Source organism: Mycobacterium sp., assembly GCF_035274705.1.
Classification (GTDB): Bacteria; Actinomycetota; Actinomycetes; order Mycobacteriales; family Mycobacteriaceae; genus Mycobacterium.
Genome location: NZ_DATENY010000013.1, coordinates 20,370 through 44,604 on the forward strand (window position 1 = coordinate 20,370; position 24,235 = coordinate 44,604).

The window sequence follows — 24,235 nt, forward strand, 5'->3', positions numbered from 1 at the left end:
CGTCGCCCCTGGTTAGACGTACCCTGGCGGCTGTGACTGCGCGGTATCTCAGCGTGGTGGCGCTGGTAGGGGCTGCGGTGTTGGTGCTTGTCTCCGACCTGCGCCCGTCCGACGACGGCGGCCGTGCCATCGCGGGCCCGTATGCGTACCTGCTTGCGAGCTCTGATGATCTGGGGCCGTCGCACAGCGACAACGCCCAGGTGACCGTTGCGCTGCGAAACGCTGTTCAGCCGACGGCTCTGGTCGGGTGGGCCGACGGCCACGGCCTGTCGGTGCGATGGCGTCCGGGCCATGACTGGGCGGTCATCGAAGGCTCCGCGGAAAATATGGCGGATGCGTTCGGTGTCGAGGTGCACGACTACAAGGGTCAGCGCGGGCAGGTGTTCTACGCGTCGCCGCAGCAGCCGTCGATCCCCGAGTCGCTCCTCGGCGAGGTCGTCGAGCTGGGCCGGATCCTCGGCTATACCCCACACCACATGTCGCGGCCCTCGATCCTGCCCCTGGACGTACCCGATAAGGGACTGACGCCCAGCGCGTTGCTCAACACCTACAACGTGAACCGCTTGGCCGCCGACGGCTACACCGGCAAGGGCACGACGATCGTGTTCTTCGCTTTCGACGGCTACGACCAGAGCGACCTCGATACCTTCTCTGCCACATACGGATTGCCGAAGTTCACGCCCACTCTGGTGGGTGGACAACCAAGTGAGCCGCGCGGCGAGACCACGATGGATCTCGAGGTCGCCCACGCCATCGCGCCCGACGCGCAGAAGGTCGTCGTCAACGCCCGTCCGACCGTGGAAGGCGGCGGCGGCTACGTGAAGATCGGCCAGATGCTGGAGGACGCGGATCGCCAATTCCCCGGCGCGGTCTGGAGTTTCTCGATCGGCTGGGGCTGCGACAAGCTGATCACCGCGGCCGATCTGGCGCCGGTGCGGTCGGCACTGGCGACGGCGCATTCGCGTGGCACGACGGCGTTCAACGCCAGTGGTGACCTCGCCGGTCTGGAGTGCAAGGGCGGCGAGGACTGGTCGTCCCCACCGGGCGCTTCGGATGTGGGGCTGGACTCGGTGGCGTCGGTGCCCGAAATAGTTGACGTCGGTGGCACCACGCTGTCCACCGATGGGGCCGGTGTATGGCTGGCCGAGCAGGCGTGGTTCGACGTGCCGTTGTCGCAGGGCACGGGCGGCGGGGTGTCGTCGCTGTTCGACCGGCCGGAGTGGCAGCGCGGCGTGCGCACCGATCAGGACACCTCGCGCCGGTTGACGCCCGATGTCGCCGCGGTCGCTGATCCGTTCACCGGCGTGCGGATCGTGCTCAGCGGCCAGCAGGTGGTCGGGGGCGGCACGTCCCAGTCCGCGCCGCTGTGGGCGGGGCTGGCCGCGGTGATGAATCAGTATCTGCTGGCCAACGGCGGGCAGGAACTCGGCGATCTCAATCCGTTGCTCTACCGCATCGCCGCCGGGGCACCGCTGCCCGGGTTTCGCGATGTGGTCCTCGGCGGCAACGCCGTCAACACCGCCGGACCGGGCTACGACTTGGTCACCGGGCTCGGCACACCCGATATCGACAACCTGGTGCGCAATGTGCTCGTCGTGCAGAAGGCGGGCTGATGACTGAGCCGAATGAAGACCAGGTGCCCACCGAGGTGTGCCGGATATGTCAGACCGACGTGCCCGCCGGTGAGTTCTGCGGGCTGTGCGGTTGCCATCTGACGCCGCGACGCGGGGAGGGGCCCGACTGGCTGCGCATCCGCGACTACGGGGCCGCACACGGTGAGCACCTGCTGCTGCCGTCGCTGGCCAGTTCGCTGTTTCCCCATCTGCCGCAACGGTCACGGGGCGCGTTCCGGATCGGGCTGGCGGTGGTGCTGGTCGCGTTGGTCGCATTCGCCCTTCTGAGACTGCCGGCGGCGTTGGTCTCCGTTGCGGCACTGGGTTTTCCGCTGCTGTTCCTGCTGTACCTTCGCGAATCCGATGCGTTCAGCGACCTTCCGGTCCGCACCTTGGCGATCACCGCGGCGCTCGGTATCGGCCTCGGTGTGGGGTGGGTGCTGCTGACGGGCGCGGCGGTCGCCCGGTCCTACGGCATCGCACTGGGCGCAGGCATCGTCGGGACCCGCATGCTGCGCGACGGCATCGGCATCCCGTTGGGTGGGGTGATTCTGATGCTGATGCCCGCCGTTGTCGTAAGGCTGTTGCGACCTCCTACCCGGGAGGCGTTGGACGGCTTCATGATTGGCGCGTTGGGTGCGCTCACGTTCACCGCGGCCGCGACGCTGACCCGGCTGGCCCCGCAGTTCGGTTCGGGGCTGGTGAGTAAGCGGCCGATGGCGAGCCTCATCGTCGAGGCCGGCATCCGTGGAGTCGCAGTGCCGTTGACGGCGGCTGCGGCGGGCGGATTGATCGGTGCCGCACTGTGGTTCACCCGGCCACCGAGCAAGGAACACCAGCGCGCGGGCCTGGTGCGGCTGGCGCTTGTGGGATTCGCGGTGGCAGTGCTGGTGGTGTATCTGGCACTCGGCCTGATCGACGTCTCCCACTTCCCGCAGATCCTGATGCTGGTGCTGTACTTGGCCGTCGCGGCGGTGGCTTTGCTTCTGTTGCGCGTCGGGCTTCACTTGGCGCTGCTGCACGAAGCGCATGACGAGATACAGTCCGACGAGCCGCTGCTGTGTCCGCACTGCGGACACGTCGTTCCGGATATGGCGTTCTGCCCGGCGTGCGGTGCGGCGACGCGAGCGTCGTCACGCTCGTCGCGCACGGCCAGACGGGAGATGCGCCCCGTGCGCGGCGACCCGGAGGCCGGCCAGACATGAGCACGCCGACATCCACGTACTTTCCCGGGTATGCGGTGCCCGGCGGAACGTATGCCGCGCCGCCGATGCGGCGCACCTCGCGCACCCGCTTGGTGGTGACATGGATCAGCGCCATCGCCGTGGTGGCTGCGGCGCTGGTCGGTGTGACGATGCTGATGAGCAAGCCGCCGATTCGCTATGCGTGCCCGCCGGACTGCGGACGGCCGCCGATGGGGAAACCGGTCGAGACGAATCCGCGATTCACCGCGCCGGACGGTGCGTTCTCGGTGTCCTATCCCGCGGAAGGGTCGGCGTACAAGATCACCACCAAGCCGAACGGGGTCACGGCGGATCTGCAGGCCGGCGATGGCGGCACGCTGCAGTTGTTCAGCGAGCCCGCGGCCAACCGGTCGCCCGAGCAGATCGCCAAAAGCCTTGTCAGCAAGACGTTTCCAGATGCACGCACGGCCTACAAGATCCCCAACACCATGGTCGGGTATCAGCCCGGCTATGGCGAGGCCGCGGACTGCTGGCCGCAAGGTGCGAACAGCAGCTACATGCGGATGCGTGTGATCGTGATGGTGGCGGTCAAGAACGACCTGGCACTGGTCGCCGCGGCCGTAGGGCCGTATCGTCAGTTCGGGCCGGATTTCGGCAGCGGTAAGCCGTCGGGTGCCAACCTCCAAATCGCTTTGGACATGGGCAAATACGTCAACAGTTTCAGCTGGCGTGGCGACCCGCCGCGCTGAGCTCGGTCTCTCGACGAACGATTCCTCTACGCGACGTCGGCTAGCCGGTATCCGCGTTCGGCCGCGACGTCGGCGAGCAGTCGCCGGAGCTGACGCCGTCCACGGTGCAGCCGCGACATCACCGTGCCAAGGGGAACGCCGGTGAGCTCTGCGATCTCCTGGAGCCGACGGTCTTCAACGTCGGCGAGATACACGGTGGTGCGCATTCTTTCGGGCAGTGCTTGCATCGCTGCCTTGATGTCGCTGTCTTCCAGATGGTCTAAGGCAAGGTCTTCGGCCGAGCGGAGGCCGGCCGAGGAATGAAGGGCCTCGGACATCAGCTGCCCGTCGGTGATGCTGTCGGTGAGCCATTGCGCGGGACGCCGCTGCTGTTTCCGATAGGCGCTGATATGGCTGTTGAGCATGATGCGGTACAGCCACCCGCCGAGATTGGTGCCGTCGCGGAAGCCGTCGAAACTGGCGAACGCCTTGGCCGCGGTTTCCTGCAGCAGATCCTCGGCTTCGGCGTGGTCGTGGGTCAATTTGATTGCGTGGCGGTAGAACCCGTGAAGCATCGGGATCGCTTCGCGCTCGAACCGGGCCACCAGCTCTGCTTCGGTGTTCGTCACACCGAAGACCCTTCCGCCCGAGCGGCGCGGTGTCTGCACGGTTGACCCCCATTGCGGGGCGTGCAAACCCGAACCGGTGATTACCGGTTAACCCCCAGAGGGGGAGGTCAGGCCGAAGCCTTCACCTTCGAGGCGGCCGATTCCGGCATTGGTTCATACCGCGCGAACGAGCGGGTGAACGATCCGGCGCCGTGTGACAGCGAGCGCAAATCGATTGCGTAGCGGGTCAACTCGACTTGGGGAATCTCGGCCTTGACCATCGAGCGGTCCTCGCCGACCTTGTCGGTGCCGAGCACGCGGCCGCGGCGCCCGGCGAGATCACTCATCACCGCGCCGACAAGGTCGTCGGGCACTACCACCGTGACTTCGTCGATCGGCTCCAGCAGGTTGACGCGGGTGGCCGCCGCCGCCTCGCGTAGCGCGAGCCCGCCCGCCATCTGGAACGCGAAGTCCGACGAGTCCACGCTGTGGGCCTTGCCGTCGAACAGGGTGACCCGTATGTCGACCATCGGATATCCGGCGCCGACCCCCTTCTCCATCTGCGCCCTGACGCCCTTTTCCACGCTCGGGATGAACTGTCGCGGCACCGAGCCGCCGACGACCTTGTCGACGAACTCAAAGCCGGAACCTTCCGGCAGCGGCTCGACCTCGATGTCGCACACCGCGTACTGACCGTGTCCGCCGGACTGTTTGACGTGGCGGCCGTGGCCTTTTACCTTGCCGCCGAACGTCTCTCGCAGTGGCACACGCAGCTCGACGGTGTCGACCGCCACGCCGAACCGGCGGGCAAGCGCGTCGAGGATGACATGTGAGTGGGCCTCGCCCATGCACCACAACACGATCTGGTGTGTTTCGGGGTTCTGCTCGATGCGCAGCGTTGGGTCCTCGGCGGCGAGCCGCTGCAGGCCCACCGAGAGTTTGTCCTCGTCGGTCTTGGCGCGCGGCTGCACGGCGATAGGCAGAAGCGGTTCGGGCATCGTCCACGGCTTGAGTACCAGCGGCTCGGACTTGTCCGACAGCGTGTCTCCGGTCTCGGCCTTCGACAGCCGCCCGATCGCGCAGATGTCGCCGGCCACCACCGACGGCGCGGGACGCTGCTGCTTGCCGAGCGGGAAGGACAACGTGCCGATGCGTTCGTCCTCGTCGTGGTCTGCGTGGCTGGTAGAGGAACCGTTACGACCGGAAGAACCGAAAAAAGAAGAGAAATGGCCCGACACGTGCACCGTCGCGTCGGGCCTGATGGTCCCGGAGAACACCCGGACCAGGCTCACCCTGCCGACATAGGGATCCGATGTCGTCTTGACGACCTCGGCCAGCAGCGGCCCGTTCGGATCGCACGCCACCCCGGTACGGTCCTTGCCCTGTGGCGTGAAGACCTCGGGCAACCGGTGCTCGGGGGGCGAAGGGAATCCGCTGGTGATGATCTCCAACAGCTCCAGGGTCCCGACGCCGGTGGTGCTGCACACCGGGATGACCGGGAAGAACGACCCCCGGGCAACCGCCTTCTCAAGGTCTTCGATCAGCACCGACTGGTCGATCTCCTCGCCGCCGAGGTAGCGCTCCATCAGCGTCTCGTCCTCGGATTCCTCGATGATTCCCTCGATCAGGGTGCCGCGCAGGCTCTCGATCGCATCGGAGTAGGACGCGTCGGGTGCGTGCGTCGTGTGCTTGCCGTCGGCGTATTCGTAATGCGTCTGCGACAGCAGCCCGATCAGGCCGGTGCAGGGCGAGTCGGCGGCCAGATACAGGGGCAGCACCTTGTCGCCGAACGCCTGCTGCGCGGCGGCGAGCGCGCTCTCGTAGTTCGCGCGCGCGTGGTCGAGCTTGGTGATCACCACCGCGCGAGGCATGCCGACTTGGCTGCACTCCATCCACAGTGACTTGGTCGGGTCGTCGACGCCTTCGTTGGCCGCGATCACGAACAGCGCGCAGTCCGCGGCCCTCAGTCCCGCCCGCAGCTCACCGACGAAGTCGGCGTAGCCGGGTGTGTCGATCAGGTTGACCTTGATCCTGTCGTGCTGCAGCGGTGCGAGCGCAAGGCCGACCGAGCGCTGCTGCGCGATCTCCGCCTCATCGCAGTCGCTGACCGTGGTGCCGTCGACCACGGAGCCGGGTCTGGTGAGGACACCGGAGGCGACCAGGAGGGCCTCGACGAGTGTGGTCTTGCCGCCACCCGATGGGCCCACCAGCACCACGTTGCGGATGGCGGCCGGACTGTCCGCGGTGGGGGCGGCTCCGGCGCCCTGGGAAGTTGTCGTCTTGTCTGCCATGACGTTCCCTCCCGTCGGCGGAGCCGACAATGAGCCTCAGCAGCCACTCTGCTGCTGTTAATCCACAATTCCCCGAACCGACACCGAGCACAAGGGATTCGATGAGTTTCGCAGCGGGCGACAGTCAGTTCCGCTCCGCCAGGTAGTCCCTATGGTGGTTGAATGCTGCGCATCTCCGCGGTGCTTGCGGCTCTGGTCACCGCCGCTGTCGTGAGCGCGTGCGCCGGTTCGTCCTCCGGCCACGATGAGCACTCAGCCGAGCACAACGCGGCAGACGTCATGTTTGCGCAGAACATGATTCCGCATCACCAGCAAGCAGTGGACATGTCCGCGATGGTGCCGTCGCACACCGCAAACCGTGAGCTGATCGTCATGGCCAAGCACATCTCCGCGGACCAGCAAGCCGAGATCCACACCTTGGGCGAGTTGCTCGAGCAGTGGGGCGAGCCTGTCGGCCACGACGGTATGGGCATGGACGGCATGGTCGACGCCGCCACGATGAACAAGCTGCAGTCGCTGGAGGGCGACGCGTTCGACGAGCTGTGGCTGAACTCGATGATCCGCCACCATCAGGGCGCGATCACGATGGCGGCACCCGAGATCGCGAACGGCGAGAATCCGACGGCGGTAAAGATGGCCAAGACGATCGTCGATTGGCAGCAGATCGAAATCGGCCGAATGAACGCGTTATTGGGCCCGACGGAGTGATGTCAGGCCTGCCACGACGACCACTTCTTGACGTTGACGGTGACGACCGGTCCGTCGAGTGCAATCCGTTGGTACTGAACGTATTTGTGGCGTAGCAGACCGTAGCCGGTGGCCATCTCGTCGCCGCTGTAGTGGATCGCCGCTTCGCCGTCGGCCCGCACCCACCACAGCTGGGTCCAGTCGTCCTCGTAGTGATCGACGAGCAGACTCACCTGCGGGTTGCCCTCTATGTTGGTCAACCGTCGCAGTCGTCGGGTGGACTTACGTTTGGCGTCCACGGCGGTGTAGACCATGTCGTGGTGAACGGCGAACACCACCGGAACCACATGCGGTGCGCCGTCGGGCCCGGCGGTGGCCAGCATTGCCACGGGGGATTCCGCGAACATGGCCGCGGGATCGAACTCGGCCATGAATCCACACTATTCCCGCCGGCCCACAGTGTGCCCGAATCAGTGCCGCTGGCCCGGGGGAGTGCGCGGCTGCGGCGCGACACTCATCGGAGACCTGGTCACGTTGATCTCCGGTGCCTTGGTCTGCCGCGGTTCCTCGCGCGGACTGTTGTAGATCGGCGCAGGGTTCACCGGTGAAGCGGTCTCTGATGGCGGTGGTGGCGGCGGTGGGGGCAATTCCGGTGCGCTGGTAGCCAACTCAGCAGGTGCGGCGCTCGTCGGCACGGTCGGGGTGACCGACGTGGTTTCGTCGACGGCGTTGCTCGGCGCGTGGACCACCAGCAGAACACCCGACACCACGATCGCGGCCGTGGCGGCCGCCGCGGCCGTCATCACGGTGACAGGCTGCTTGGTTCGATACCAGGGCGTCGGTGGCGGCTGGAAGCTCCAGGTGCCTGCGTTGAACGCGTCGAAGTAGCCGTCACCGTCCTGGCCGTCGGTATCCTCCCCGAGCGGGTCCTCCCACGGATCGTCGTCGGGATCGTGGAACAGGTAGTCGAAGTCCCCTGACTCCTCCGCCTCGGGCACACCATCGAGGCTGGTCAGGCCGTCGACACCCCCAGGATCGTCGAGTTGGTAGTCGAAGTCCCCCGAGGCTTCGCGTTCAGCCACATACAGATGCTATCGCCCGTACCAGGGCAAATGCGCGGCTAGCGGCAACAGGGGTGGAGTCTTCAAGATCTCGCACCGGCATCACCGCCGCCACGATAGGGTTCGGTCGCCCCGTTGGATCCATTCACCGCGGTGACACGGCGCCGCTACCGCTGCGCCACTGCGCCGCCTCCTGCCCATCGGAAGGTTCGCCAATGAGTGCAAGAAAAATGTCACGGCTTCCGTCATTGTTTGCCGCAGTCACTCTGGTGCTGGCGGGGCTGGTCGCCTGCGCCCCGCCGCAGAAGGACAACACCGGTGGCGATACGAAGTCCGGCGTCAAGGTCAGCGAGGCGACGTCGGCCGCGGACTTCGGCGGCATGGACGGCCTCGTCGACGCGGCCAAGAAGGAGGGCGAGCTCAATGTGATTGCGCTGCCGCCGGATTGGGCCAACTACGGCGCGATCATCAAGGCGTTCTCCGACAAATACGGCATCAAGGTCAACTCTGCGCAGCCAGACGCCGCCAGCCAGGACGAGGTCAACGCCGCCAACCAGCAGAAGGGCAAGAGCAGCGCGCCCGACGTGTTCGACCTCGGGCAGTCTGTGGCGCTGGCCAACACGTCGATCTTCGCGCCCTACAAGGTGGCGAGGTGGGACGACATCCCGCTGGCGTACAAGGACGCCGACGGTAAATGGGTCAACGACTACGGCGGCTACATGTCGATCGGGTTCGACTCGTCCAAGGTGCCGCCGGTGACGAATGTCAACGACCTGCTCAAGCCCGAGTACAAGGGCAAGGTCGCGCTGAACGGCGATCCGACCCAGGCCGGCGCCGCATTCTCCGGGGTGTTGATGGTGGCGTTGTCGCAGGGCGGCTCCGCCGACGACATCGCGCCGGGAGTCGAGTTCTTCCGCAAGCTGAACGCGACCGGGAACTTCCTGCCGGTCGACCCGACGCCGGCGACGATCGAATCCGGCCAGACGCCGGTGGTGATCGACTGGAACTACCTCAACGCTGCAGAGACCAAGAAGCTGCCGAGCTGGCAGGTGGCGGTACCACCGGGGTCTGCTGTGGCCGGCTACTACTACCAGGCGATCAACAAGGACGCCCCGCATCCCGCGGCGGCGCGGCTGTGGCAAGAGTTCCTCTACAGCGACGAAGGCCAGAATCTGTTCGCCGCGGGCGGTGTCCGGCCGGTACGGGCGGACAACATGATGGCCGCAGGCACTCTCGACAAGACGGTCTCGGCTCAGTTACCGATCATCGATGGTCCGGTCACCGTCCCGTCGCCGGACCAAACCGAGAAGGCCACCAAGTACCTGTCGGACAACTGGGCCAAAGCGATCGGCTGACGTTGGTTCGACGCCTACGCGACGGACTGCCGCTGCTGCCGTTCCTGGCCGTCGTGGTGATCTTCCTGATCATCCCGACGGTGACGGTGATCGTCAGCTCCGTCTTCGCCGACGGGGTGTTCTCGCTGGCCCGTATCCAGGCGCTGTTCACCGGCACCGCGCTGACGGCGCTAGCCAAGAGCGTGCTGCTGTCGGGCAGCACGGCGCTGATCGGCGCGGTGCTCGGCGCGGTGCTGGCCTGGCTGATCGTCAGTAGCCCGCCCACCTCGATGGTGCGCCGCGCAGTGATCTCGTTGTGCAGTGTGCTGGCCCAATTCGGCGGTGTGGCATTGGCATTCGCATTCCTGGCGACCGTCGGGCTCAATGGCGTGCTGACGCTGTGGGTTCAGCAGGTGTTCGGATGGAACCTCGCCGGCTCCGGCTGGCTCTACAGCCTGACCGGGTTGATCCTCGTCTACACGTATTTCCAGATCCCGCTGATGATGATCGTGTTCGTGCCCGCGCTGGAAGGGCTGCGCAGCCAGTGGCGTGAGGCGGCGGTCAGCCTCGGCGCTTCGACGTGGCGGTACTGGCGGGAGGTCGCCGTCCCGCTGCTGACGCCCGCGTTTCTCGGCTCGGCACTGTTGTTGTTCGCCAACGCTTTTGCGGCCTATGCGACCGCGGCGGCACTCGTCAGCCAGGGCAGCCCGATCGTTCCACTGCTGATCCGCTCGGCGCTGACCAGCGAGGTGGTGCTGGGCCAGTCAGGGTTCGCCTACGCGCTGGCATTGGAGATGATCGTCGTCGTCGCAGTGGTGATGGTGGCCTACAACCTGCTGGTGCGCCGAACCGCGAGGTGGTTGCAGTGAGCCTGGGTAGCAGGGTTTTTCGCGGCGCGCTGTGGCTGCTGTTCGGCCTGTTCTTCTTGTTCCCGCTTTACGCAATGGCCGACTTCTCCACCCGTAACCTGATCTCGGGTGGGCGAACACTGCGTGCCTGGCAGAACCTCGTCGTCGACGATGCGTTGTACCAGGCGATCGTGATTTCGTTGCTGCTAGCGGTTTTCACGGTCGTGGCGATGCTGGTGATCCTGGTGCCCACGATGATCTGGGTTCGGCTTCGGACGCCATGGGCCAAGGGCGTGTTCGAGTTTCTGTGCCTGCTTCCGCTCACCATTCCAGCGCTGGTGATCGTCGTCGGACTGCGCAACGTGTACCTGTGGGTGACGTACTTTCTCGGCGAGTCCGCGTTGACGCTGACATTCGTCTACGTAGTGCTGGTGCTCCCGTTCGCGTACCGGGCACTCGATGCCGCGCTGTCGTCTATCGATCTGCAGACGCTGGCCGAGGCTGCGCGCTCACTCGGTGCCGGCTGGACGACGACCATCTTGCGGGTCGTGGTGCCCAACATCTGGTCCGGCATCTTGTCGGCGGCGTTCATCTCGATCGCCGTGGTACTCGGCGAGTACACCATCGCGTCGCTGAGCGGGTATCAGACACTTCAAGTGCAGATCGTCGCGATCGGAAAGAGCGACGGTCCGACATCGGTGGCCGCATCGCTGGCGGTCTTGTTGTTCGGTTTCGTTCTGCTGCTTTCACTTTCGGTCGTGACCCGCGGTCGTCGTCGCGCATCGGTCGTGGCCACCGTCCAACCTGGAGTCGCCGCATGACAACAGGAGTCGCCGTCGAACTCAACGACCTCACCAGGGTTTATGGCCCCGTGAAGGCGCTCGACGGGCTGACCTTGCACATCGAGCCCGGCGAGTTCGTCGCCCTGCTCGGCCCGTCCGGCTGCGGCAAGACCACCGCGCTGCGCATACTCGCGGGTCTCGACGAAGCCACGTCGGGAACGGTTTCGGTCGGCGGCCGGGACGTCAGCAAGGTGCCGGCCAACAAACGCGACATGGGCATGGTTTTTCAGGCCTACAGCCTGTTCCCGCATCTGACCGTGCTCGACAACGTCGCGTTCGGGCTCAAGATGCGTGGAAAATCCAAGGGCGACCGGACTTCTCGGGCCGCCGACATGCTGGATTTGGTGGGGCTGTCGGCGCACAAACACAAGTACGCCAGCGAGCTGTCCGGAGGTCAGCAGCAGCGCGTCGCGCTGGCACGGGCCCTGGCGATCCAGCCGCGGGTGCTGCTGCTCGACGAACCGCTCTCGGCGCTTGATGCCAAAGTGCGTGCGCAGCTGCGTGACGAGATCCGCCGCGTGCAGCTCGAAGTCGGCACGACGACACTGTTCGTCACCCACGACCAAGAGGAAGCGCTGGCCGTCGCCGACCGGGTCGGGGTGATGAGCCAGGGCAAGCTCGAACAGGTCGCCGCGCCGGCAGACCTCTACGCCAACCCCGCCACCCCGTTCGTCGCGGAGTTCGTCGGCCTGAACAACAAAGTGCCAGCGCTGGTTTCGGGCGGCAAGGCGCAGCTGCTCGGTACCTCGGTGCCGACGCTGCGCGGCTCGATCCCGTCAGGCTCAGGCCTGGCGATGGTGCGGCCGGAGTCGGTCACCGTGGCTCCTGACGCGGCCGGTAGGTCGACTGTCAGCTCGGTTGCGTTCCTCGGTCCGATTTCGCGGGTGTACTGCGCCCTACCGGACGGTGAGGTGATCAGCGCGCAGATGGCCAGCTCGGCGGCGCGGGTCTTTTCGCCCGGCGACCCGGTGAGCGTGGGCGTCGAACCCGGCGCCGTGCTTGTCGTGGCGGCCTAGACGTCCTTGACGGGTTCGATGCCGAGGTCGCGATAGGTGACCAGCGCGACGAACGGCACATTGCGCGCGGCGAAGCGCTTCGTCGCGACATCTCCGCGATCCACCATCGGGATCACACCGGTGACGACCGCGCCCACCGCGGTCACGCGCTCGAACGCCTTCTCGGTGGAGCCGCCGGTGCTGATCACGTCGTCGACCAACAACACGCGTGTACCTGGCTCTAGCCGGGTGCCTTCGATCCACTGTTCGCGGCCCCGCTGCTTCTGCTCCTTGCGGACCGAGAACCAGGCTTTGCCGGTCACCATCGCGACGCCGTGCGCCAGCGGGTCGGCACCCATCGTCAGGCCGCCGATCGCGTCGAACTCGATTCCGTTGGTCGCCGCGAGCTCGGCCACCGCGCGGCTGACGATCGCCAGCCGCTCCCCGGTGTCGATCGCGTACTTGCCGTCGATGTAGTCGTGGCTCAGCTGTCCGCTGGCCAGCCTGAACGGTTCCTCGCGATGTTCATAGCCCCGGGTGCGGATGAGGTCGAAGGCCGCTTGCCAGGTCGCCGGTCGTTCGGTCGCAGCAGACATAACCGCGATCGTATTTCAGTCCTGCCGCGCCAGGCGTGCCAGCTGCACGGTGGCCGAACGCAATTCGTCGATCGAGTCGATCGGCTCGGCGTACCCGATGCGCGGATAGGCCACGCCACGCTCCGTGACGATCCGCAGGTCCAGGCCGTAGCGATCCGTGCCGGTGCAGGTCGCCGCCGTGGTGTCCGGGTAGCCACCAAGCGTCTTCGCCATCGCGACCAGCGTCTCGGCGTGATCGGCGTTCAGATGCGCGATCGCCCCGGCCGCGTGTGGTGTGACCGGATCGGGCTCGGCCGCGGAGTAAGCCTCGCCGGTCGCCGACTCCATCCGGCCGTATCCGCCGACCCATCGCACGCGCTGCACGCGCAGCACCCACAGCGTGAAGTCGCTGTAGTCGATGTAGTACTTCGCGGCCGCGACGGCGGACAGATGGGCCTCGCGCGCGGCGGCCATTTCGTCGCCCGCCGGACGCTCGACCACACCGGCCAGCGTGACCCGGCCGCTGGCGAGCGGGTCGGCATCGCTCGTGGGCGCGACGATCGCGATACTTGCCCGCGGGTCGCCCGCGAGATTGCGGCCGTGCTCGGCAAGGTTCGACACGCACAGCACCGGTGCGCCGCCGAGGAGGCCGTAGGTGACAAACGACGCCCACGGGTCGCCGTCGGCGGTCAGGGTCGCCAATGTGCCGGTGTTGGTCGAAGCGGCGATCGTTCGAGCTTCCTCACCGGCCGACGGGCGAACAGTATTTGCGACAACTGACAGCGGGGGAGGGACCGACGGGGCATCGCCCGGGTCGCCGTGATCACGGGACGCCACGCCGGAACGATACCGGACTATTCGAGGTTGCCCAGCGGACATCCGAAATTACCGAAACGTCGAATCTATTGAATGCCAGCAACTAATTTGCAAGACTCGGAAAAGCGCATAAGCAATAACTTGCGCATTCAATATCGTAACGAGCAACCGCTCGCTTGGGGGATGAGGATGGTGGCGCCTTCGGCAGCGCGTTTGACCGCATGTGCCGGAGTGCTCGCTGCAGGTGTGTTGACGAGCGGCATCACCGGCGGCATCGCGGTCGCCGACGGCGGTGACTCGACGGGTTCCGGGTCGGACGGGACGTCGACGACGAGCAGCAACGTCGACGGCAGTTCCGGCACGACGGGCGGCGAAAGCCAGCCCGACACGAAACCGACCAGCACCGTCGGTTCGGGCCGCGAGGAGACCACACCGGAAATCAAGCCAGGCTCGTCCACGAAGTCCAACTCGTCGCTGACGATCCCGATACTGCGCTGGCCCACACCCGAGGAAGTGCAGAAAACGGGCCTAGCGGCCTTCGTCGGGACGGTTGACATTCCGATACCGGACGGCGAGGCATGCTCGGGGCTGCAGCCCGAACCACAGCCCACTCCAACTCCGTCCTTCAGAACCCAAGAAGAGACACCCGTTGTCGACGCCGGCGGCGGTGTCAGTGGCGGTGGCGGTAGAGGTGGCGGCCATGCGCTTTCAGCGGCCACAGGCGAGCCGCCGGTGCTGGAGGCCCCGCTGGTCGTGGCGCCACCGCTGGGCGTCGCGCCACCGCCTGTTCCGATCGCGCCGTCGCTGCCCGCGGCGCCCATCGGCGCGTCAGCGGGTGGGCCGGTTGTACAGCCCGTCGCCGCCGAGGCCGCGGTTGCCAAACCTCCCCTGGCCCGGGCCACGGTGTCGCAGTCGACCGAACCTGCGAGTTCGGAGTTGAGGCTCACGCCCCTGCGCGGTCAGGCGACCCGGGTGGGCTATCCGCGCGACTTCCGTAACCCCACGATCGCCGATCTGGCCGCGATCGCGCTGCCGGGTGTGGGCGGGCTGCTGTTCATGACCTTCGGCGGCGGGTTCGTCGGCTACCGGCAGGCCAACAGCTTGCGGTTCCTCCGCACGCAGGGCGCCGAACGCTTCCTGCGTTAGCGGGCTCAGCCGCCGAGAGCGGCGATGAGGTCCTTGATCCTGGACGTCTCATCCTCGGTGGCCGGTTCCTCCGCCTCGACGGCTTCGATGAGATCCTGGCGCAGACCGACGCCGTTAGCCGCTTCCTTGGTGGATAGCTTGGCGCGTTGACGGGCGACGTGGAGCCGCTGCCCCAGCGTTGCGCCCGGCCCGTTGGCGGCCGACTCCATCAGCTCGTCGTAGCGATGACGCACGCCGGACAGCGCCACGATCACCGACGGCGTGACCCTGCTTCGGCCTGACGCGTCGGAGAGCGAGCCCAGGAGTTTGCGCATACCGGCGAGGATGACACCGACACGGTGCGGATACTCGTGGTCGCCCGGGTCCGGCAGCGCATCGATCGCAGCCGCATACATGTGCATCGCCGCGTCGGACAGACCAACGATTACTGGAGCTTCACCATCATTCGGCGCGGAATCAGCCACAGCCACTCGATTCTTCTTGGTGTCGATGTCACTAGGACGCGCACACGGTAACCCGTCGCGTCCACGGATTCAACCGCTAGTTTGGGCGCGAATTGCCCCGATTCAATTCTGGACATCGTGGGTAGGTTTGAAGTCTGTATGGATCAAATCAGCGGTGTCCCCGAAGTTCCAGAGCACGACCCGGCGGAGGGAAGCCACGTCGAAGACGGCGTGGTCGAACATCCCACCGCTGAAGACTTCGGACATGCGCGTGTGCTGCCGGAGGACCGTACGTGGTTCAAGCGTGCGGTGTTCTACGAAGTGCTGGTGCGCGCCTTCTTCGACTCCGACTCTGACGGCTCTGGTGATCTGCGCGGCCTGACCGAGCAGCTCGATTACCTGAAGTGGCTTGGCGTCGACTGTCTTTGGCTGCCGCCGTTCTACGACTCCCCGCTGCGTGACGGCGGCTACGACATTCGCGACTTCTACAAGGTGCTGCCAGAGTTCGGCACCGTCGACGATTTCGTCGACTTGTTGGACGCCGCGCATCGCCGCGGCATCCGCGTCATCACCGATCTCGTCATGAACCACACGTCGGATTCGCATGAGTGGTTCCAGGAGTCGCGGCGCAATCCCGACGGGCCGTACGGCGACTACTACGTGTGGAGTGACACCAGCGAGAAGTACGGCGACGCGCGAATCATCTTCGTGGACACCGAGGAGTCGAACTGGACGTTCGATCCCGTGCGTCGCCAGTTCTATTGGCACCGATTCTTTTCGCACCAGCCGGATCTCAACTACGACAACCCGGCCGTGCAGAACGCAATGCTGGACGTGCTGCGGTTCTGGCTCGACCTCGGCATCGACGGGTTCCGGCTCGACGCCGTGCCGTACCTGTTCGAGCGGGAAGGCACGAACTGCGAGAACCTGCCCGAGACGCATGCGTTCCTCAAACACTGCCGCAAGGTGATCGACGACGAGTTTCCCGGCCGCGTGCTGCTTGCGGAGGCGAATCAGTGGCCCGCCGACGTCGTCGAGTATTTCGGCGATCCCGACACCGGCGGCGACGAATGCCACATGGCGTTCCATTTCCCGCTGATGCCACGCATCTTCATGGCGGTGCGCCGCGAATCGCGGTTCCCGATCTCGGAAATCCTTGCGGGGACACCGCCGATCCCGGATATGGCGCAGTGGGGCATCTTCCTGCGCAACCACGACGAGTTGACGTTGGAGATGGTCACCGACGAAGAGCGTGACTACATGTACGCCGAGTACGCCAAGGACCCGCGGATGAAGGCTAATGTCGGCATCCGCAGGCGGTTGGCGCCGCTGCTGGAGAACGACCGCAACCAGATCGAGTTGTTCACGGCGCTATTGCTGTCGCTGCCGGGCTCGCCGGTGCTGTACTACGGCGACGAGATCGGCATGGGCGACATCATCTGGCTCGGCGACCGCGACGGCGTGCGCACGCCGATGCAGTGGACACCCGATCGCAACGCCGGCTTCTCCACGGCCACGCCCGGCCGGCTGTACCTGCCGCCCAATCAGGACGCGATCTACGGCTATCAAGCAGTCAATGTCGAGGCGCAGCGCGATATCTCGAATTCGCTGCTGAACTGGACGCGCACCATGCTCGCGGTGCGGCGACGTCATGACGCGTTTGCGATCGGCACGTTCCACGAACTGGGCGGGTCGAACCCGTCGGTGCTGACGTATGTCCGGGAATCAGACGGAGACATCGTGCTGTGCGTCAACAACCTGTCGCGGTTCCCGCAGCCGATCGAGATGAATCTGCAGGCGTACAACGGGTACACCCCAACCGAGATGACCGGGTACGTTGAGTTCCCCCGCATCGGCCAGCTGCCGTACCTGCTGACCTTGCCCGGTCACGGCTTCTACTGGTTCCAGCTGCGGGCTCCAGAGTCGGGAGAGCAGTCATGAATCTGCCGTTCGACGAATGGCTCGTCCAGCAACGCTGGTATGCGGGCCGAAACCGTGAGCTGTCCTCTGCCACACCGGCCACGGTCGTGTCACTGCGCGATGACCTCGACCTCGTGCTGCTCGACGTCTGCTACACCGATGGCTCGTCGGAGCGCTACCAGGTGATCGTGCTCTGGGACTTCGGAGCCGCGGACGCGGCGACATCCGGCGGAGGCTCGATTGTCGAATTTCTCAATGTCGCGACCATTGGTGCCGACGGCGACCGCGTCGCCCTCGACGCGCTCTACGATCCTGCCGCCGCGCAATACCTGCTGAGGCTCATCGATTCGTCGGCGACCGTGGGTGACGCGCGCTTCGGCAAGGAGCCCGGCGTCACGCTGCCGCTGGACGCCGCGCCGCGAGTGTCCAGCGCCGAACAGAGCAACACCAGCGTGATCTTCGAAGAAGAGGCCGTGTTCAAGGTGTTCCGCCGCATCACGCCGGGCGTCAATCCGGACATCGAACTCAACAGGGTGTTGGCGCGGGCCGACAATCCGCATGTGGCGCGGTTGCTCGGCTCGTACGAAATCACGTTGGGCGATGAACCATTCGCGCTGGGCATGGTTACCGAGTTCGCCGCCAACTCCGCCGAAGGGTGGGACATGGCCACCGCCAGTACCCGCGACCTCTTCGCGGAGGGCGATCTGTACGCCGACGAGGTGGGTGGTGACTTCGCCGGCGAGTCCTATCGGCTCGGTGAGGCGGTCGCGTCGGTGCACGCGACGCTGGCCGAACAGCTCGGCACCTCCACCATCCAGTTCCCGACCGAGGCCATGCTGGAGCGGCTGTGGTCTGCGGCGGGTTCGGTGGCCGAACTGCAGCCCTATCTTCCACAGATCGAGGAGAGCTACCGCAAGCTGACCGAAGAGACCTTCACAGTCCAGCGGATCCACGGCGACCTGCACCTCGGTCAGGTGTTGCGCACGCCGGAAACCTGGTTGGTGATCGACTTCGAAGGTGAACCCGGCCAGCCGCTCGATGAACGCAGGCAGCCAGACTCGCCGTTGCGCGATGTCGCCGGTGTGCTGCGGTCATTCGAATACGCGGCCTACCAGCGGTTGATGGACCAGTCCTCGAACACTGGAGCCGACGACCGGGACCGTCAGCTCGCCGCGCGCGCCCGCGAATGGGTGGACCGCAACGCGGCCTCCTTCTGCGACGGGTATGCGGCGATATCCGGTGCGGACCCGCGCGATTCCGGGCATGTGCTTGCGGCCTACGAGCTCGACAAGGCGGTGTACGAAGCGGCCTACGAGGCGCGGCACCGGCCGAGCTGGCTGCCGATCCCGCTCAAGTCGATCGCCCGGATCGTCGGCTGAGGCTCAGGCCAGCGACTGGATCACCCCGACCGCCGGCTTCGGTGTCCAGTCCGACCGATAGACGCCAAGCGTGTCGTGGTCACTGCCGCTGCCGGTATTGCGATCGCGCAGCGTGTAGATGAACGCCGGTCCGGTGTAGGGCAGCGAGCGCCAGGTGGTCAGGAAGTCGCGGATGTAGTCGGCCTGCGTCGCCTCGTCGACCGACGAGGTGGGCTCGCCGTACTCGGTGGCCCAGATCTTCTTGCCGCCGTCGCCGTTGGCCGCCATCAGGCCGCGCAATCCCTCCAGCTGAGTCATCGGCGAATCGGGGACGCCGCGGCCGGCCGAGAACTTGATGCCGTAGTGGTACGGGTGAAACGACAACGCATCCATGCTTCCCGCGGCGCCGGCGGCATACATTCCGCGCAGGAACACCACCGGGTCCATGGTCAGCGAACCGAACGAAACCACCCAGCCCAGCACACCGCCGATCACCGTGGCGCCGGGGTCGGCGCCCTTGATCCGCGGATAGGCGGTCTTCAGCAACTGGGCGTAAAGCGCCGGGTCAGGACCTTGCGCGCCGGTGGCCCAGAACATGATCGAGTTGGGTTCGTTCCACACTTCGTAGCCCGCCACCCGGCCGCGGAAGTGGCTCGCGACCGCGGCGGCGAAGTCTCCGTAGGTGGCCATGTCCGCAGGCGGGCCCGCAAAAGCGAGCGTGCCCGGCACGGCCGCCCAGCCCGGGGAGGAGTTCAGGACTCCGATGACGCCCATTCCCCTGGCGTTGGCGGCGCCGACTATCAGATCGGCCTGGCCCCAGTCCCAAGTGTTCGGATCGGGCTGAATCCCCGCCCACGGCATCAGGACGCGCACGCTGTGCACGCCGGCGGCGAGCATCAAGTCCATCGCGTGGTTGACGTCGTCGGGCCCGTAGCCCCACATATCCGAGTCGGCGAAGCCGATCGATCCGACGGCGGCCGACTCCACGACCGGGTAGCTTCCAGTCTTAGGCGATGGGGAAGTGAGCACATTGACCGCCGTTGCCGACAGCACGGCGACCGCCACCAGCGCAACGACGGATTTCACAAGAGTGCGCATGCGTTCCCCATTTCTCGGGCTATCCGAACAAGGGATGTATCGGATTTGCTTGGTTGAAAGTAACAAAACCCAGCCCAGCGTAGTGGCGGCGTAACGGTAGCGGCTTTTGGTGGCACCACACGGTATGGCCACACAACAGATTCAGTCCGGTAAGCAAAACGCCATCGATACGCTTGGCGGCCTGTTCGCGCGCTACGGCCTGGTCATCGTGATCGCGTGGTTCGGCGCGCTGAAATTCACCAATTACGAGGCACAGGGCATCCAGCCGCTGGTAGCCGACAGCCCATTCATGAGCTGGTTGTACGACATTTTCTCGGTGTACACGTTTTCGGTTCTGCTCGGGGTATTCGAAGTCGCCGCGGCGGCGCTGATCGCCGTTAAGCCTTGGTGGCCGAAAGTGTCTGTATTCGGCAGTGGGCTGGCCATCCTGCTGTTCGCCGCCACGATCAGCTTTCTGTTCACCACGCCAGGCGTTTTCGACGCGTCCGCGGGAGGCTTCCCGCTCCTGTCGCTGAGCGGCGGATTCCTGTTCAAGGATGTGGCGCTGATGGGCATCTCGGTGTGGACGCTGACCGATGCGCTGCGGACAACCCGCAGCACTCTCGCCGGTTCCTCACAGGTTCACGCAACCTAGCAATGACTCACTGGCGGGTGTGACAACGACGTTAAACGCGCCGACATCCGCGATCGACTGCAACGAGCCCGCCCGGCCGACCACGAACATGTGGGACCGGGTGGGCTTCGTTGCGCTGTTGGTTGCGACCGCGGTGATGTACCTGTGGAACATCACCGTCAACGGGATGGGCAACCAGTTCTACGCCGCTGCGGCACAGGCGGGTTCGACGAATTGGGAAGCCCTGCTGTTCGGATCGCTGGACCCGCACAACTTCATCACCGTCGACAAGCCGCCCGTCTCACAGTGGGTGATGGGCCTGTCCGGGCAGATATTCGGCTTCAGCAGCGCCGCCATGTTGATCCCGCAGGCATTGATGGCGGTTGCAGCCGTGGCGTTGATCTACGGCGCGGTGGCACGCATCAGCGGTCCGCGCGCCGGCTTGCTGGCCGGGGTGGCGCTCGCACTGACGCCCGTGGCCGCGTTGATGTTTCGCTTCAACAACCCCGATGCGGTCATGGTGCTGCTGATGACGGCCGCGGCGTATTGCACGGTGCGGGCATTGGGCGCCGCCAGCGCGAAATGGCTGGCGTGGGCCGGTGCCGCACTCGGATTCGCATTTCTGGCGAAGATGCTGGAGGGGTTGATGGTGGCGCCTGCGCTGGCGGCTGCCTACCTCGCCGCGGCGCCGGCACCGTGGCTCAGCCGGATTCGGCACGTGTTGGTGGCCGCGGCGGCATTCGTGGTGTCGGCAGGCTGGTTCGTGGTGCTGACGTTGCTGTGGCCGGCGTCGTCACGCCCGTACATTGCCGGCTCGACTGACAACAACTTCATGAATCTGGTGTTGGGCTACAACGGTTTTGCGCGCATCCTGGGCCGCAACAATGCCGGGTTCCAGCCGCCGCAAGAGGTGGTTGGTACCGCCGCCGGCGCGCAGCTCACCCCCGGAGCGCACGGCGGGTTCGGAGGGTTCGGTGGCCAGGCACAGGGGTGGTCGCGGCTGTTCTCCGGCGAATTCGGCTTCGAGATCGGCTGGCTGGTGCCTGCGGCTCTGCTGGCGACGGCACTCGTTGTCGTGTCCCGTCGGCGCGCCGCGCGGACGGATCTGGTGCGCGCCGCCGCGATACTGTTCGGCGGCTGGCTGCTGGTCGACGGCCTGGTGTTGAGCTACATGCACGGCATGATCCACCCCTACTATTGCCTGTCCATCGCGCCGGCGGTGGCTGCGATGTTCGCGATCGGTGTTCAACAGATGTGGCAGCTACGCGAAAAGTGGCTGTATCGAGGCGGTTTGGCGGCGTTGGTGCTCGCAAGCGGAGTGTGGAGCTGGTGGATCCTTGGCAGACAGGGTGACTGGCTGCCGCAACTGCGATGGACCATCCTCGTGCTCACGGTGGCGGCAATCGGCGTGCTCGTGATTCGTCGATTCCCGACGGCGGCGCTCACTGCGGGGCTCGTCGCGGCGCTTGCCGGACCGGCGGCGTACGCACTAGCGACGATCGGTCAGCCGCATCAGGGTGGTGGACCGACCGTCGGCCCCGCTGACGCGTCGCGGCACAGCGGTATGCGGAGGTTCGATCAGAGCGTGGACAATCCGGATCTCGACGCGATGCTCAAGGGCACGAGCACCGAATGGTCCGCCGCGATCAACCGCTCGTCGAGCGCTGCGAGTCTCGAATTATCCACGGACACAGCGGTGATGGCGATCGGCGGGTTCTCGGGCAGCGACCCGGTGCCGACGCTGAGCGAGTTTCAAGACGATGTGGCGCAACACAAGGTCGCGTACTACGTCACCGTCAACAACCGTGGCCGCGGACCAGGCTGGGGAAATCGCGGCCACGCAGACATCCCGAAGTGGGTGGCCGCCACCTTTCCGTCCAGAACGGTCGGCGACGCGACGGTGTATGACCTGTCGGCGCCCAAATCAGCGAACAAGGCGCCGCAGTAAGGCTGACGCCGCGGCGATACCCGCCACCGCCGAGACCACCAGCACGGTGATGTCGAGGAGCGGATTCGTCGGCGTGCCGATCAACAGTCCGCGCAGCGCGTTGACCTCATAACTGAGTGGGTTGACGGTCGACAGCCACCGCAGCCACTGCGGCATCACGTCGACCGGGTAGAGCGCATTGGAGGCGAAGAACAACGGCATGGTGATGGCCTGTCCGATGCCCATCAGCCGATCGCGGTTGCGGACAAGGCCGGCCAGCGTCATCGACAGGCACGCGAAGAACGCCGACCCCAGCGCCACGACACCCATCGCCGCAAGGATTTTCAGCGGGTTGACCGTCATGTGGACGCCGAGCAGATAGGCCAGCGCCACCACGCCGATCACCTGCACCACCGACCGCACTCCGGCCGCGAACGCTTTCCCGGTCACCAGTGCCGACGCCGGCGCCGGCGTCACCATCAACTTCGCGAGAATGCCCGCGTCGCGGTCCCAGATGATCTGGATGCCATAGAAGATCGAGATGAACAACGCCGACTGCGCGATGATGCCCGGAGCGAGGAAGGCCAGATACGGAACATGGCCGGTGTCGATGACGCGCAACCGGGAGAACGTCTGACCGAAGATCAGCAGCCACAGCGCCGGCTGCACCATCCGGGTGAACAGTTCCGTCCGGTCGTGCCGCAGCTTCTGCAGCTCGACCAACGCGAAAGCGCCTACCGTCAACACCATCCCGCGGACACGGCGCCATCCATGAGGCGCGCGAACCAGCTCGACACCGGCTTTCGGTTCAACTGACACGGCGCGCCGTCCTTCTGCTGGAGCGGACCGCCCGCAAGCCGTCCTGCGAGGTGTCCTCGTCGAGATCCGAGCCCGCGTAGTGGCGGAAGACGTCCTCGAGCGTGGCTTGATCAGCGACCGTCTTCTTCAACTCCGTGGGGGAGCCGACTGCCTGCAGTCGGCCGTGATGCATCAGCGCCACACGGTCACAGAGCGCATCGGCCTCCTCCATGTAGTGCGTGGTGAGGAGCACGGTCATGCCGAACTCGTCTTGCATCCGTCGGACTTGGGCCCAGACACCATCTCGCGCAATGGGATCCAGCCCGACGGTCGGTTCGTCGAGGATCAGCAGTGACGGCCGGTTCACCAGCGCCTGCGCCAACTCCAGGCGCCGGACCATGCCTCCGGAGTACGTGCCGGCCAGCCCCTCGGCGACATCGAACAACTGCATTGCCTCCAGCGCTTCGTCCACGCGGTCCGCTCGTTCGGCGCGGGGCACATCGTAGAGCCGGGCGAAGAGCTCGACGTTCTGACGACCGGTCAGTGCCGATTCGATCGAAAGCTGTTGCGGCACATAGCCGATGTTGTGACGAATATCCATCGTGTGGCGCCGCGAATCCAGCCCGAAGATGTGCACCTCGCCGCGCTGAACCGGCGTCAACGTGGTCAGCACCCGCACCACGGTCGTCTTTCCGGCGCCATTGGGTCCGAGTAGTCCGACCGTTTCGCCCTGGCTGACCTCGAGGCTGAAGTCGTCTACCGCGGTGAAGTCACCGTAGCGGTGAGTGAGCTGGCGACAGTCGATCGCGGGCGGGCCTGACTCGGTCATGTTTGCCTTTCGTGCAGCATGCGGGTCATCTCGGCCAGCACCTCCAATCCATTCGCCAGCCGCTCGATCTGGCCGGTGTCGAGTTCGTCGAGCACCGCTGACAACGCCGCCCGCCGCGCGGCACGGGAATCGTCGGCGATGCGCTGGGCCGGCTCGGTCAGCCGCAACCGGCCGACCCTGCGATCCTGGGCGTCGACGGTCCGGATCAGCAGACCATCGGCGGCCAGCTTGGACACCAATGTGGACGCGGTGTTGGGGACCAGCGCCAGTTCGACAGCCGCCTCCCGCACTGAGATACCCGGTTGGCGTCCGACCAAGCGCAGCATTTCGGCTTGTGACTGGGTCATGCCGATCGCGTCGAATCCGCGCCCGGCCGAGCGGCGCAGCTGGCGCCGAAACCGCCCGACCACGTTGAACAGCTCGGCGGTCAGGTCGCGGCGGGTGTCCACGAGGTAATATTACCTCTGTTACAGAGCTAATTTCCCGGTGCGCTCCGACCGTGAAGTTTCGCCTCCGTGAGA

Annotated in this window: 24 protein-coding genes; 13 read left to right on the top strand and 11 right to left on the bottom strand. The window is 65.9% G+C overall.

Features of this window, described 5'->3' with window-relative positions:
• Window positions 1-23: 23 nt before the first annotated feature.
• The 3 genes from VJV41_RS02815 to VJV41_RS02825 are packed head-to-tail and all read left to right on the top strand — an operon-like array spanning window position 24 to window position 3,546.
• Window positions 24-1,613 (top strand): S53 family peptidase, encoded by a 1,590-nt coding sequence (locus VJV41_RS02815; RefSeq protein WP_325331001.1) that lies wholly within the window; start codon window positions 24-26, stop codon window positions 1,611-1,613.
• Window positions 1,613-2,818 carry a zinc ribbon domain-containing protein gene (locus VJV41_RS02820; protein WP_325330876.1) on the top strand — a complete coding sequence of 402 codons (1,206 nt, stop codon included), beginning with the start codon at window positions 1,613-1,615 and terminating at the stop codon, window positions 2,816-2,818. The genes VJV41_RS02815 and VJV41_RS02820 overlap by 1 nt, the downstream gene beginning before the upstream one ends.
• A complete protein-coding gene (locus VJV41_RS02825; protein ID WP_325330878.1) occupies window positions 2,815-3,546 on the top strand; it encodes a hypothetical protein in 732 nt (243 codons plus the stop codon). Before VJV41_RS02820 ends, VJV41_RS02825 begins: the two co-directional genes overlap by 4 nt.
• A 26-nt stretch (window positions 3,547-3,572) precedes the next feature.
• Here the strand turns inward: VJV41_RS02825 and VJV41_RS02830 are convergent, their stop codons facing one another.
• Together VJV41_RS02830 and VJV41_RS02835 are read right to left on the bottom strand one after the other, a co-directional pair.
• Window positions 3,573-4,193 (bottom strand): sigma-70 family RNA polymerase sigma factor, encoded by a 621-nt coding sequence (locus VJV41_RS02830; protein ID WP_325330880.1) that lies wholly within the window; start codon window positions 4,191-4,193, stop codon window positions 3,573-3,575.
• A gap of 68 nt (window positions 4,194-4,261) precedes the next feature.
• Window positions 4,262-6,424 carry an elongation factor G-like protein EF-G2 gene (locus VJV41_RS02835; RefSeq protein WP_325330882.1) on the bottom strand — a complete coding sequence of 721 codons (2,163 nt, stop codon included), beginning with the start codon at window positions 6,422-6,424 and terminating at the stop codon, window positions 4,262-4,264.
• Between the two features lie 162 nt (window positions 6,425-6,586).
• Here VJV41_RS02835 and VJV41_RS02840 point away from each other — a divergent pair, with 162 nt between their 5' ends.
• The gene (locus tag VJV41_RS02840) at window positions 6,587-7,132 is read left to right on the top strand and encodes a DUF305 domain-containing protein (protein ID WP_325330884.1); all 546 of its coding nucleotides are present in this window, start codon (window positions 6,587-6,589) and stop codon (window positions 7,130-7,132) included.
• A gap of 2 nt (window positions 7,133-7,134) precedes the next feature.
• Here the strand turns inward: VJV41_RS02840 and VJV41_RS02845 are convergent, their stop codons facing one another.
• Window positions 7,135-7,542 carry a TIGR03668 family PPOX class F420-dependent oxidoreductase gene (locus tag VJV41_RS02845; RefSeq protein ID WP_325330886.1) on the bottom strand — a complete coding sequence of 136 codons (408 nt, stop codon included), beginning with the start codon at window positions 7,540-7,542 and terminating at the stop codon, window positions 7,135-7,137.
• 39 nt (window positions 7,543-7,581) lie between these two features.
• Complete coding sequence (locus tag VJV41_RS02850) at window positions 7,582-8,193, bottom strand: hypothetical protein (RefSeq protein WP_325330888.1); 612 nt, start codon at window positions 8,191-8,193, stop codon at window positions 7,582-7,584.
• A gap of 194 nt (window positions 8,194-8,387) precedes the next feature.
• Here VJV41_RS02850 and VJV41_RS02855 point away from each other — a divergent pair, with 194 nt between their 5' ends.
• Genes VJV41_RS02855 through VJV41_RS02870 form a run of 4 tightly spaced genes read left to right on the top strand, consistent with a single transcriptional unit; the run spans window position 8,388 to window position 12,212 of the window.
• The gene (locus tag VJV41_RS02855) at window positions 8,388-9,527 is read left to right on the top strand and encodes an ABC transporter substrate-binding protein (protein WP_325330890.1); all 1,140 of its coding nucleotides are present in this window, start codon (window positions 8,388-8,390) and stop codon (window positions 9,525-9,527) included.
• Entirely contained in the window at window positions 9,524-10,375 is an 852-nt protein-coding gene (locus VJV41_RS02860; RefSeq protein ID WP_325331003.1) for an ABC transporter permease, read from the top strand. Before VJV41_RS02855 ends, VJV41_RS02860 begins: the two co-directional genes overlap by 4 nt.
• Complete coding sequence (locus tag VJV41_RS02865; protein WP_414684865.1) at window positions 10,372-11,175, top strand: ABC transporter permease; 804 nt, start codon at window positions 10,372-10,374, stop codon at window positions 11,173-11,175. The genes VJV41_RS02860 and VJV41_RS02865 overlap by 4 nt, the downstream gene beginning before the upstream one ends.
• Entirely contained in the window at window positions 11,172-12,212 is a 1,041-nt protein-coding gene (locus VJV41_RS02870; RefSeq protein WP_325330892.1) for an ABC transporter ATP-binding protein, read from the top strand. The genes VJV41_RS02865 and VJV41_RS02870 overlap by 4 nt, the downstream gene beginning before the upstream one ends.
• Here VJV41_RS02870 and pyrE read toward each other — a convergent pair.
• Both pyrE and VJV41_RS02880 read right to left on the bottom strand, forming a co-directional pair.
• A complete protein-coding gene (gene pyrE, locus VJV41_RS02875) occupies window positions 12,209-12,787 on the bottom strand; it encodes an orotate phosphoribosyltransferase (protein ID WP_325330894.1) in 579 nt (192 codons plus the stop codon). The two genes, VJV41_RS02870 and pyrE, sit on opposite strands and share 4 nt — an antisense overlap.
• A gap of 15 nt (window positions 12,788-12,802) precedes the next feature.
• Window positions 12,803-13,603 (bottom strand): HugZ family protein, encoded by an 801-nt coding sequence (locus tag VJV41_RS02880; RefSeq protein WP_325330896.1) that lies wholly within the window; start codon window positions 13,601-13,603, stop codon window positions 12,803-12,805.
• Window positions 13,604-13,795: 192 nt separating this feature from the next.
• Here VJV41_RS02880 and VJV41_RS02885 point away from each other — a divergent pair, with 192 nt between their 5' ends.
• Window positions 13,796-14,728: a hypothetical protein gene (locus VJV41_RS02885; RefSeq protein WP_325330898.1), complete on the top strand. Its 933-nt coding sequence runs from the start codon at window positions 13,796-13,798 to the stop codon at window positions 14,726-14,728.
• A 5-nt stretch (window positions 14,729-14,733) separates the two neighbouring features.
• Here the strand turns inward: VJV41_RS02885 and VJV41_RS02890 are convergent, their stop codons facing one another.
• Complete coding sequence (locus tag VJV41_RS02890; RefSeq protein ID WP_325331007.1) at window positions 14,734-15,123, bottom strand: hypothetical protein; 390 nt, start codon at window positions 15,121-15,123, stop codon at window positions 14,734-14,736.
• Between the two features lie 207 nt (window positions 15,124-15,330).
• Here VJV41_RS02890 and treS point away from each other — a divergent pair, with 207 nt between their 5' ends.
• Entirely contained in the window at window positions 15,331-17,112 is a 1,782-nt protein-coding gene (gene treS / locus VJV41_RS02895; protein ID WP_325330900.1) for a maltose alpha-D-glucosyltransferase, read from the top strand.
• Complete coding sequence (locus VJV41_RS02900; protein WP_325330902.1) at window positions 17,109-18,470, top strand: maltokinase N-terminal cap-like domain-containing protein; 1,362 nt, start codon at window positions 17,109-17,111, stop codon at window positions 18,468-18,470. The genes treS and VJV41_RS02900 overlap by 4 nt, the downstream gene beginning before the upstream one ends.
• A gap of 3 nt (window positions 18,471-18,473) precedes the next feature.
• Here VJV41_RS02900 and VJV41_RS02905 read toward each other — a convergent pair whose 3' ends face one another.
• A complete protein-coding gene (locus VJV41_RS02905) occupies window positions 18,474-19,547 on the bottom strand; it encodes a cellulase family glycosylhydrolase (protein WP_325330904.1) in 1,074 nt (357 codons plus the stop codon).
• Window positions 19,548-19,671: 124 nt separating this feature from the next.
• Between VJV41_RS02905 and VJV41_RS02910 the strand changes: the two genes are divergently transcribed.
• Window positions 19,672-20,181 (top strand): YkgB family protein, encoded by a 510-nt coding sequence (locus tag VJV41_RS02910; protein WP_325330906.1) that lies wholly within the window; start codon window positions 19,672-19,674, stop codon window positions 20,179-20,181.
• A gap of 19 nt (window positions 20,182-20,200) precedes the next feature.
• On the top strand, window positions 20,201-22,108 hold the full coding sequence (locus VJV41_RS02915; protein ID WP_414684866.1) for an ArnT family glycosyltransferase: 1,908 nt from the start codon (window positions 20,201-20,203) through the stop codon (window positions 22,106-22,108).
• Here VJV41_RS02915 and VJV41_RS02920 read toward each other — a convergent pair.
• Genes VJV41_RS02920 through VJV41_RS02930 form a run of 3 tightly spaced genes read right to left on the bottom strand, consistent with a single transcriptional unit; the run spans window position 22,085 to window position 24,163 of the window.
• The gene (locus VJV41_RS02920; RefSeq protein WP_414684867.1) at window positions 22,085-22,837 is read right to left on the bottom strand and encodes an ABC transporter permease; all 753 of its coding nucleotides are present in this window, start codon (window positions 22,835-22,837) and stop codon (window positions 22,085-22,087) included. The genes VJV41_RS02915 and VJV41_RS02920 overlap by 24 nt on opposite strands.
• A gap of 58 nt (window positions 22,838-22,895) precedes the next feature.
• Complete coding sequence (locus tag VJV41_RS02925; RefSeq protein ID WP_325330910.1) at window positions 22,896-23,714, bottom strand: ATP-binding cassette domain-containing protein; 819 nt, start codon at window positions 23,712-23,714, stop codon at window positions 22,896-22,898.
• Window positions 23,711-24,163: a MarR family winged helix-turn-helix transcriptional regulator gene (locus VJV41_RS02930; protein WP_325330912.1), complete on the bottom strand. Its 453-nt coding sequence runs from the start codon at window positions 24,161-24,163 to the stop codon at window positions 23,711-23,713. The genes VJV41_RS02925 and VJV41_RS02930 overlap by 4 nt, the downstream gene beginning before the upstream one ends.
• Between the last annotated feature and the right edge of the window lie 72 nt (window positions 24,164-24,235).

Excerpts from the sequence above, each read along its gene's own strand:
- VJV41_RS02840 (WP_325330884.1), top strand. The coding sequence starts at position 6,587 with ATGCTGCGCATCTCCGCGGTGCTTGCGGCTCTGGTCACCGCCGCTGTC.
- VJV41_RS02820 (WP_325330876.1), top strand. The coding sequence starts at position 1,613 with ATGACTGAGCCGAATGAAGACCAGGTGCCCACCGAGGTGTGCCGGATA.
- VJV41_RS02835 (WP_325330882.1), bottom strand. The coding sequence starts at position 6,424 with ATGGCAGACAAGACGACAACTTCCCAGGGCGCCGGAGCCGCCCCCACC.
- VJV41_RS02905 (WP_325330904.1), bottom strand. The coding sequence starts at position 19,547 with ATGCGCACTCTTGTGAAATCCGTCGTTGCGCTGGTGGCGGTCGCCGTG.
- VJV41_RS02910 (WP_325330906.1), top strand. The coding sequence starts at position 19,672 with ATGGCCACACAACAGATTCAGTCCGGTAAGCAAAACGCCATCGATACG.
- VJV41_RS02855 (WP_325330890.1), top strand. The coding sequence starts at position 8,388 with ATGAGTGCAAGAAAAATGTCACGGCTTCCGTCATTGTTTGCCGCAGTC.
- VJV41_RS02845 (WP_325330886.1), bottom strand. The coding sequence starts at position 7,542 with ATGGCCGAGTTCGATCCCGCGGCCATGTTCGCGGAATCCCCCGTGGCA.
- VJV41_RS02920 (WP_414684867.1), bottom strand. The coding sequence starts at position 22,837 with ATGGTGTTGACGGTAGGCGCTTTCGCGTTGGTCGAGCTGCAGAAGCTG.
- VJV41_RS02925 (WP_325330910.1), bottom strand. The coding sequence starts at position 23,714 with ATGACCGAGTCAGGCCCGCCCGCGATCGACTGTCGCCAGCTCACTCAC.
- treS (WP_325330900.1), top strand. The coding sequence starts at position 15,331 with ATGGATCAAATCAGCGGTGTCCCCGAAGTTCCAGAGCACGACCCGGCG.
- pyrE (WP_325330894.1), bottom strand. The coding sequence starts at position 12,787 with ATGTCTGCTGCGACCGAACGACCGGCGACCTGGCAAGCGGCCTTCGAC.
- VJV41_RS02900 (WP_325330902.1), top strand. The coding sequence starts at position 17,109 with ATGAATCTGCCGTTCGACGAATGGCTCGTCCAGCAACGCTGGTATGCG.
- VJV41_RS02870 (WP_325330892.1), top strand. The coding sequence starts at position 11,172 with ATGACAACAGGAGTCGCCGTCGAACTCAACGACCTCACCAGGGTTTAT.
- VJV41_RS02890 (WP_325331007.1), bottom strand. The coding sequence starts at position 15,123 with ATGTATGCGGCTGCGATCGATGCGCTGCCGGACCCGGGCGACCACGAG.
- VJV41_RS02825 (WP_325330878.1), top strand. The coding sequence starts at position 2,815 with ATGAGCACGCCGACATCCACGTACTTTCCCGGGTATGCGGTGCCCGGC.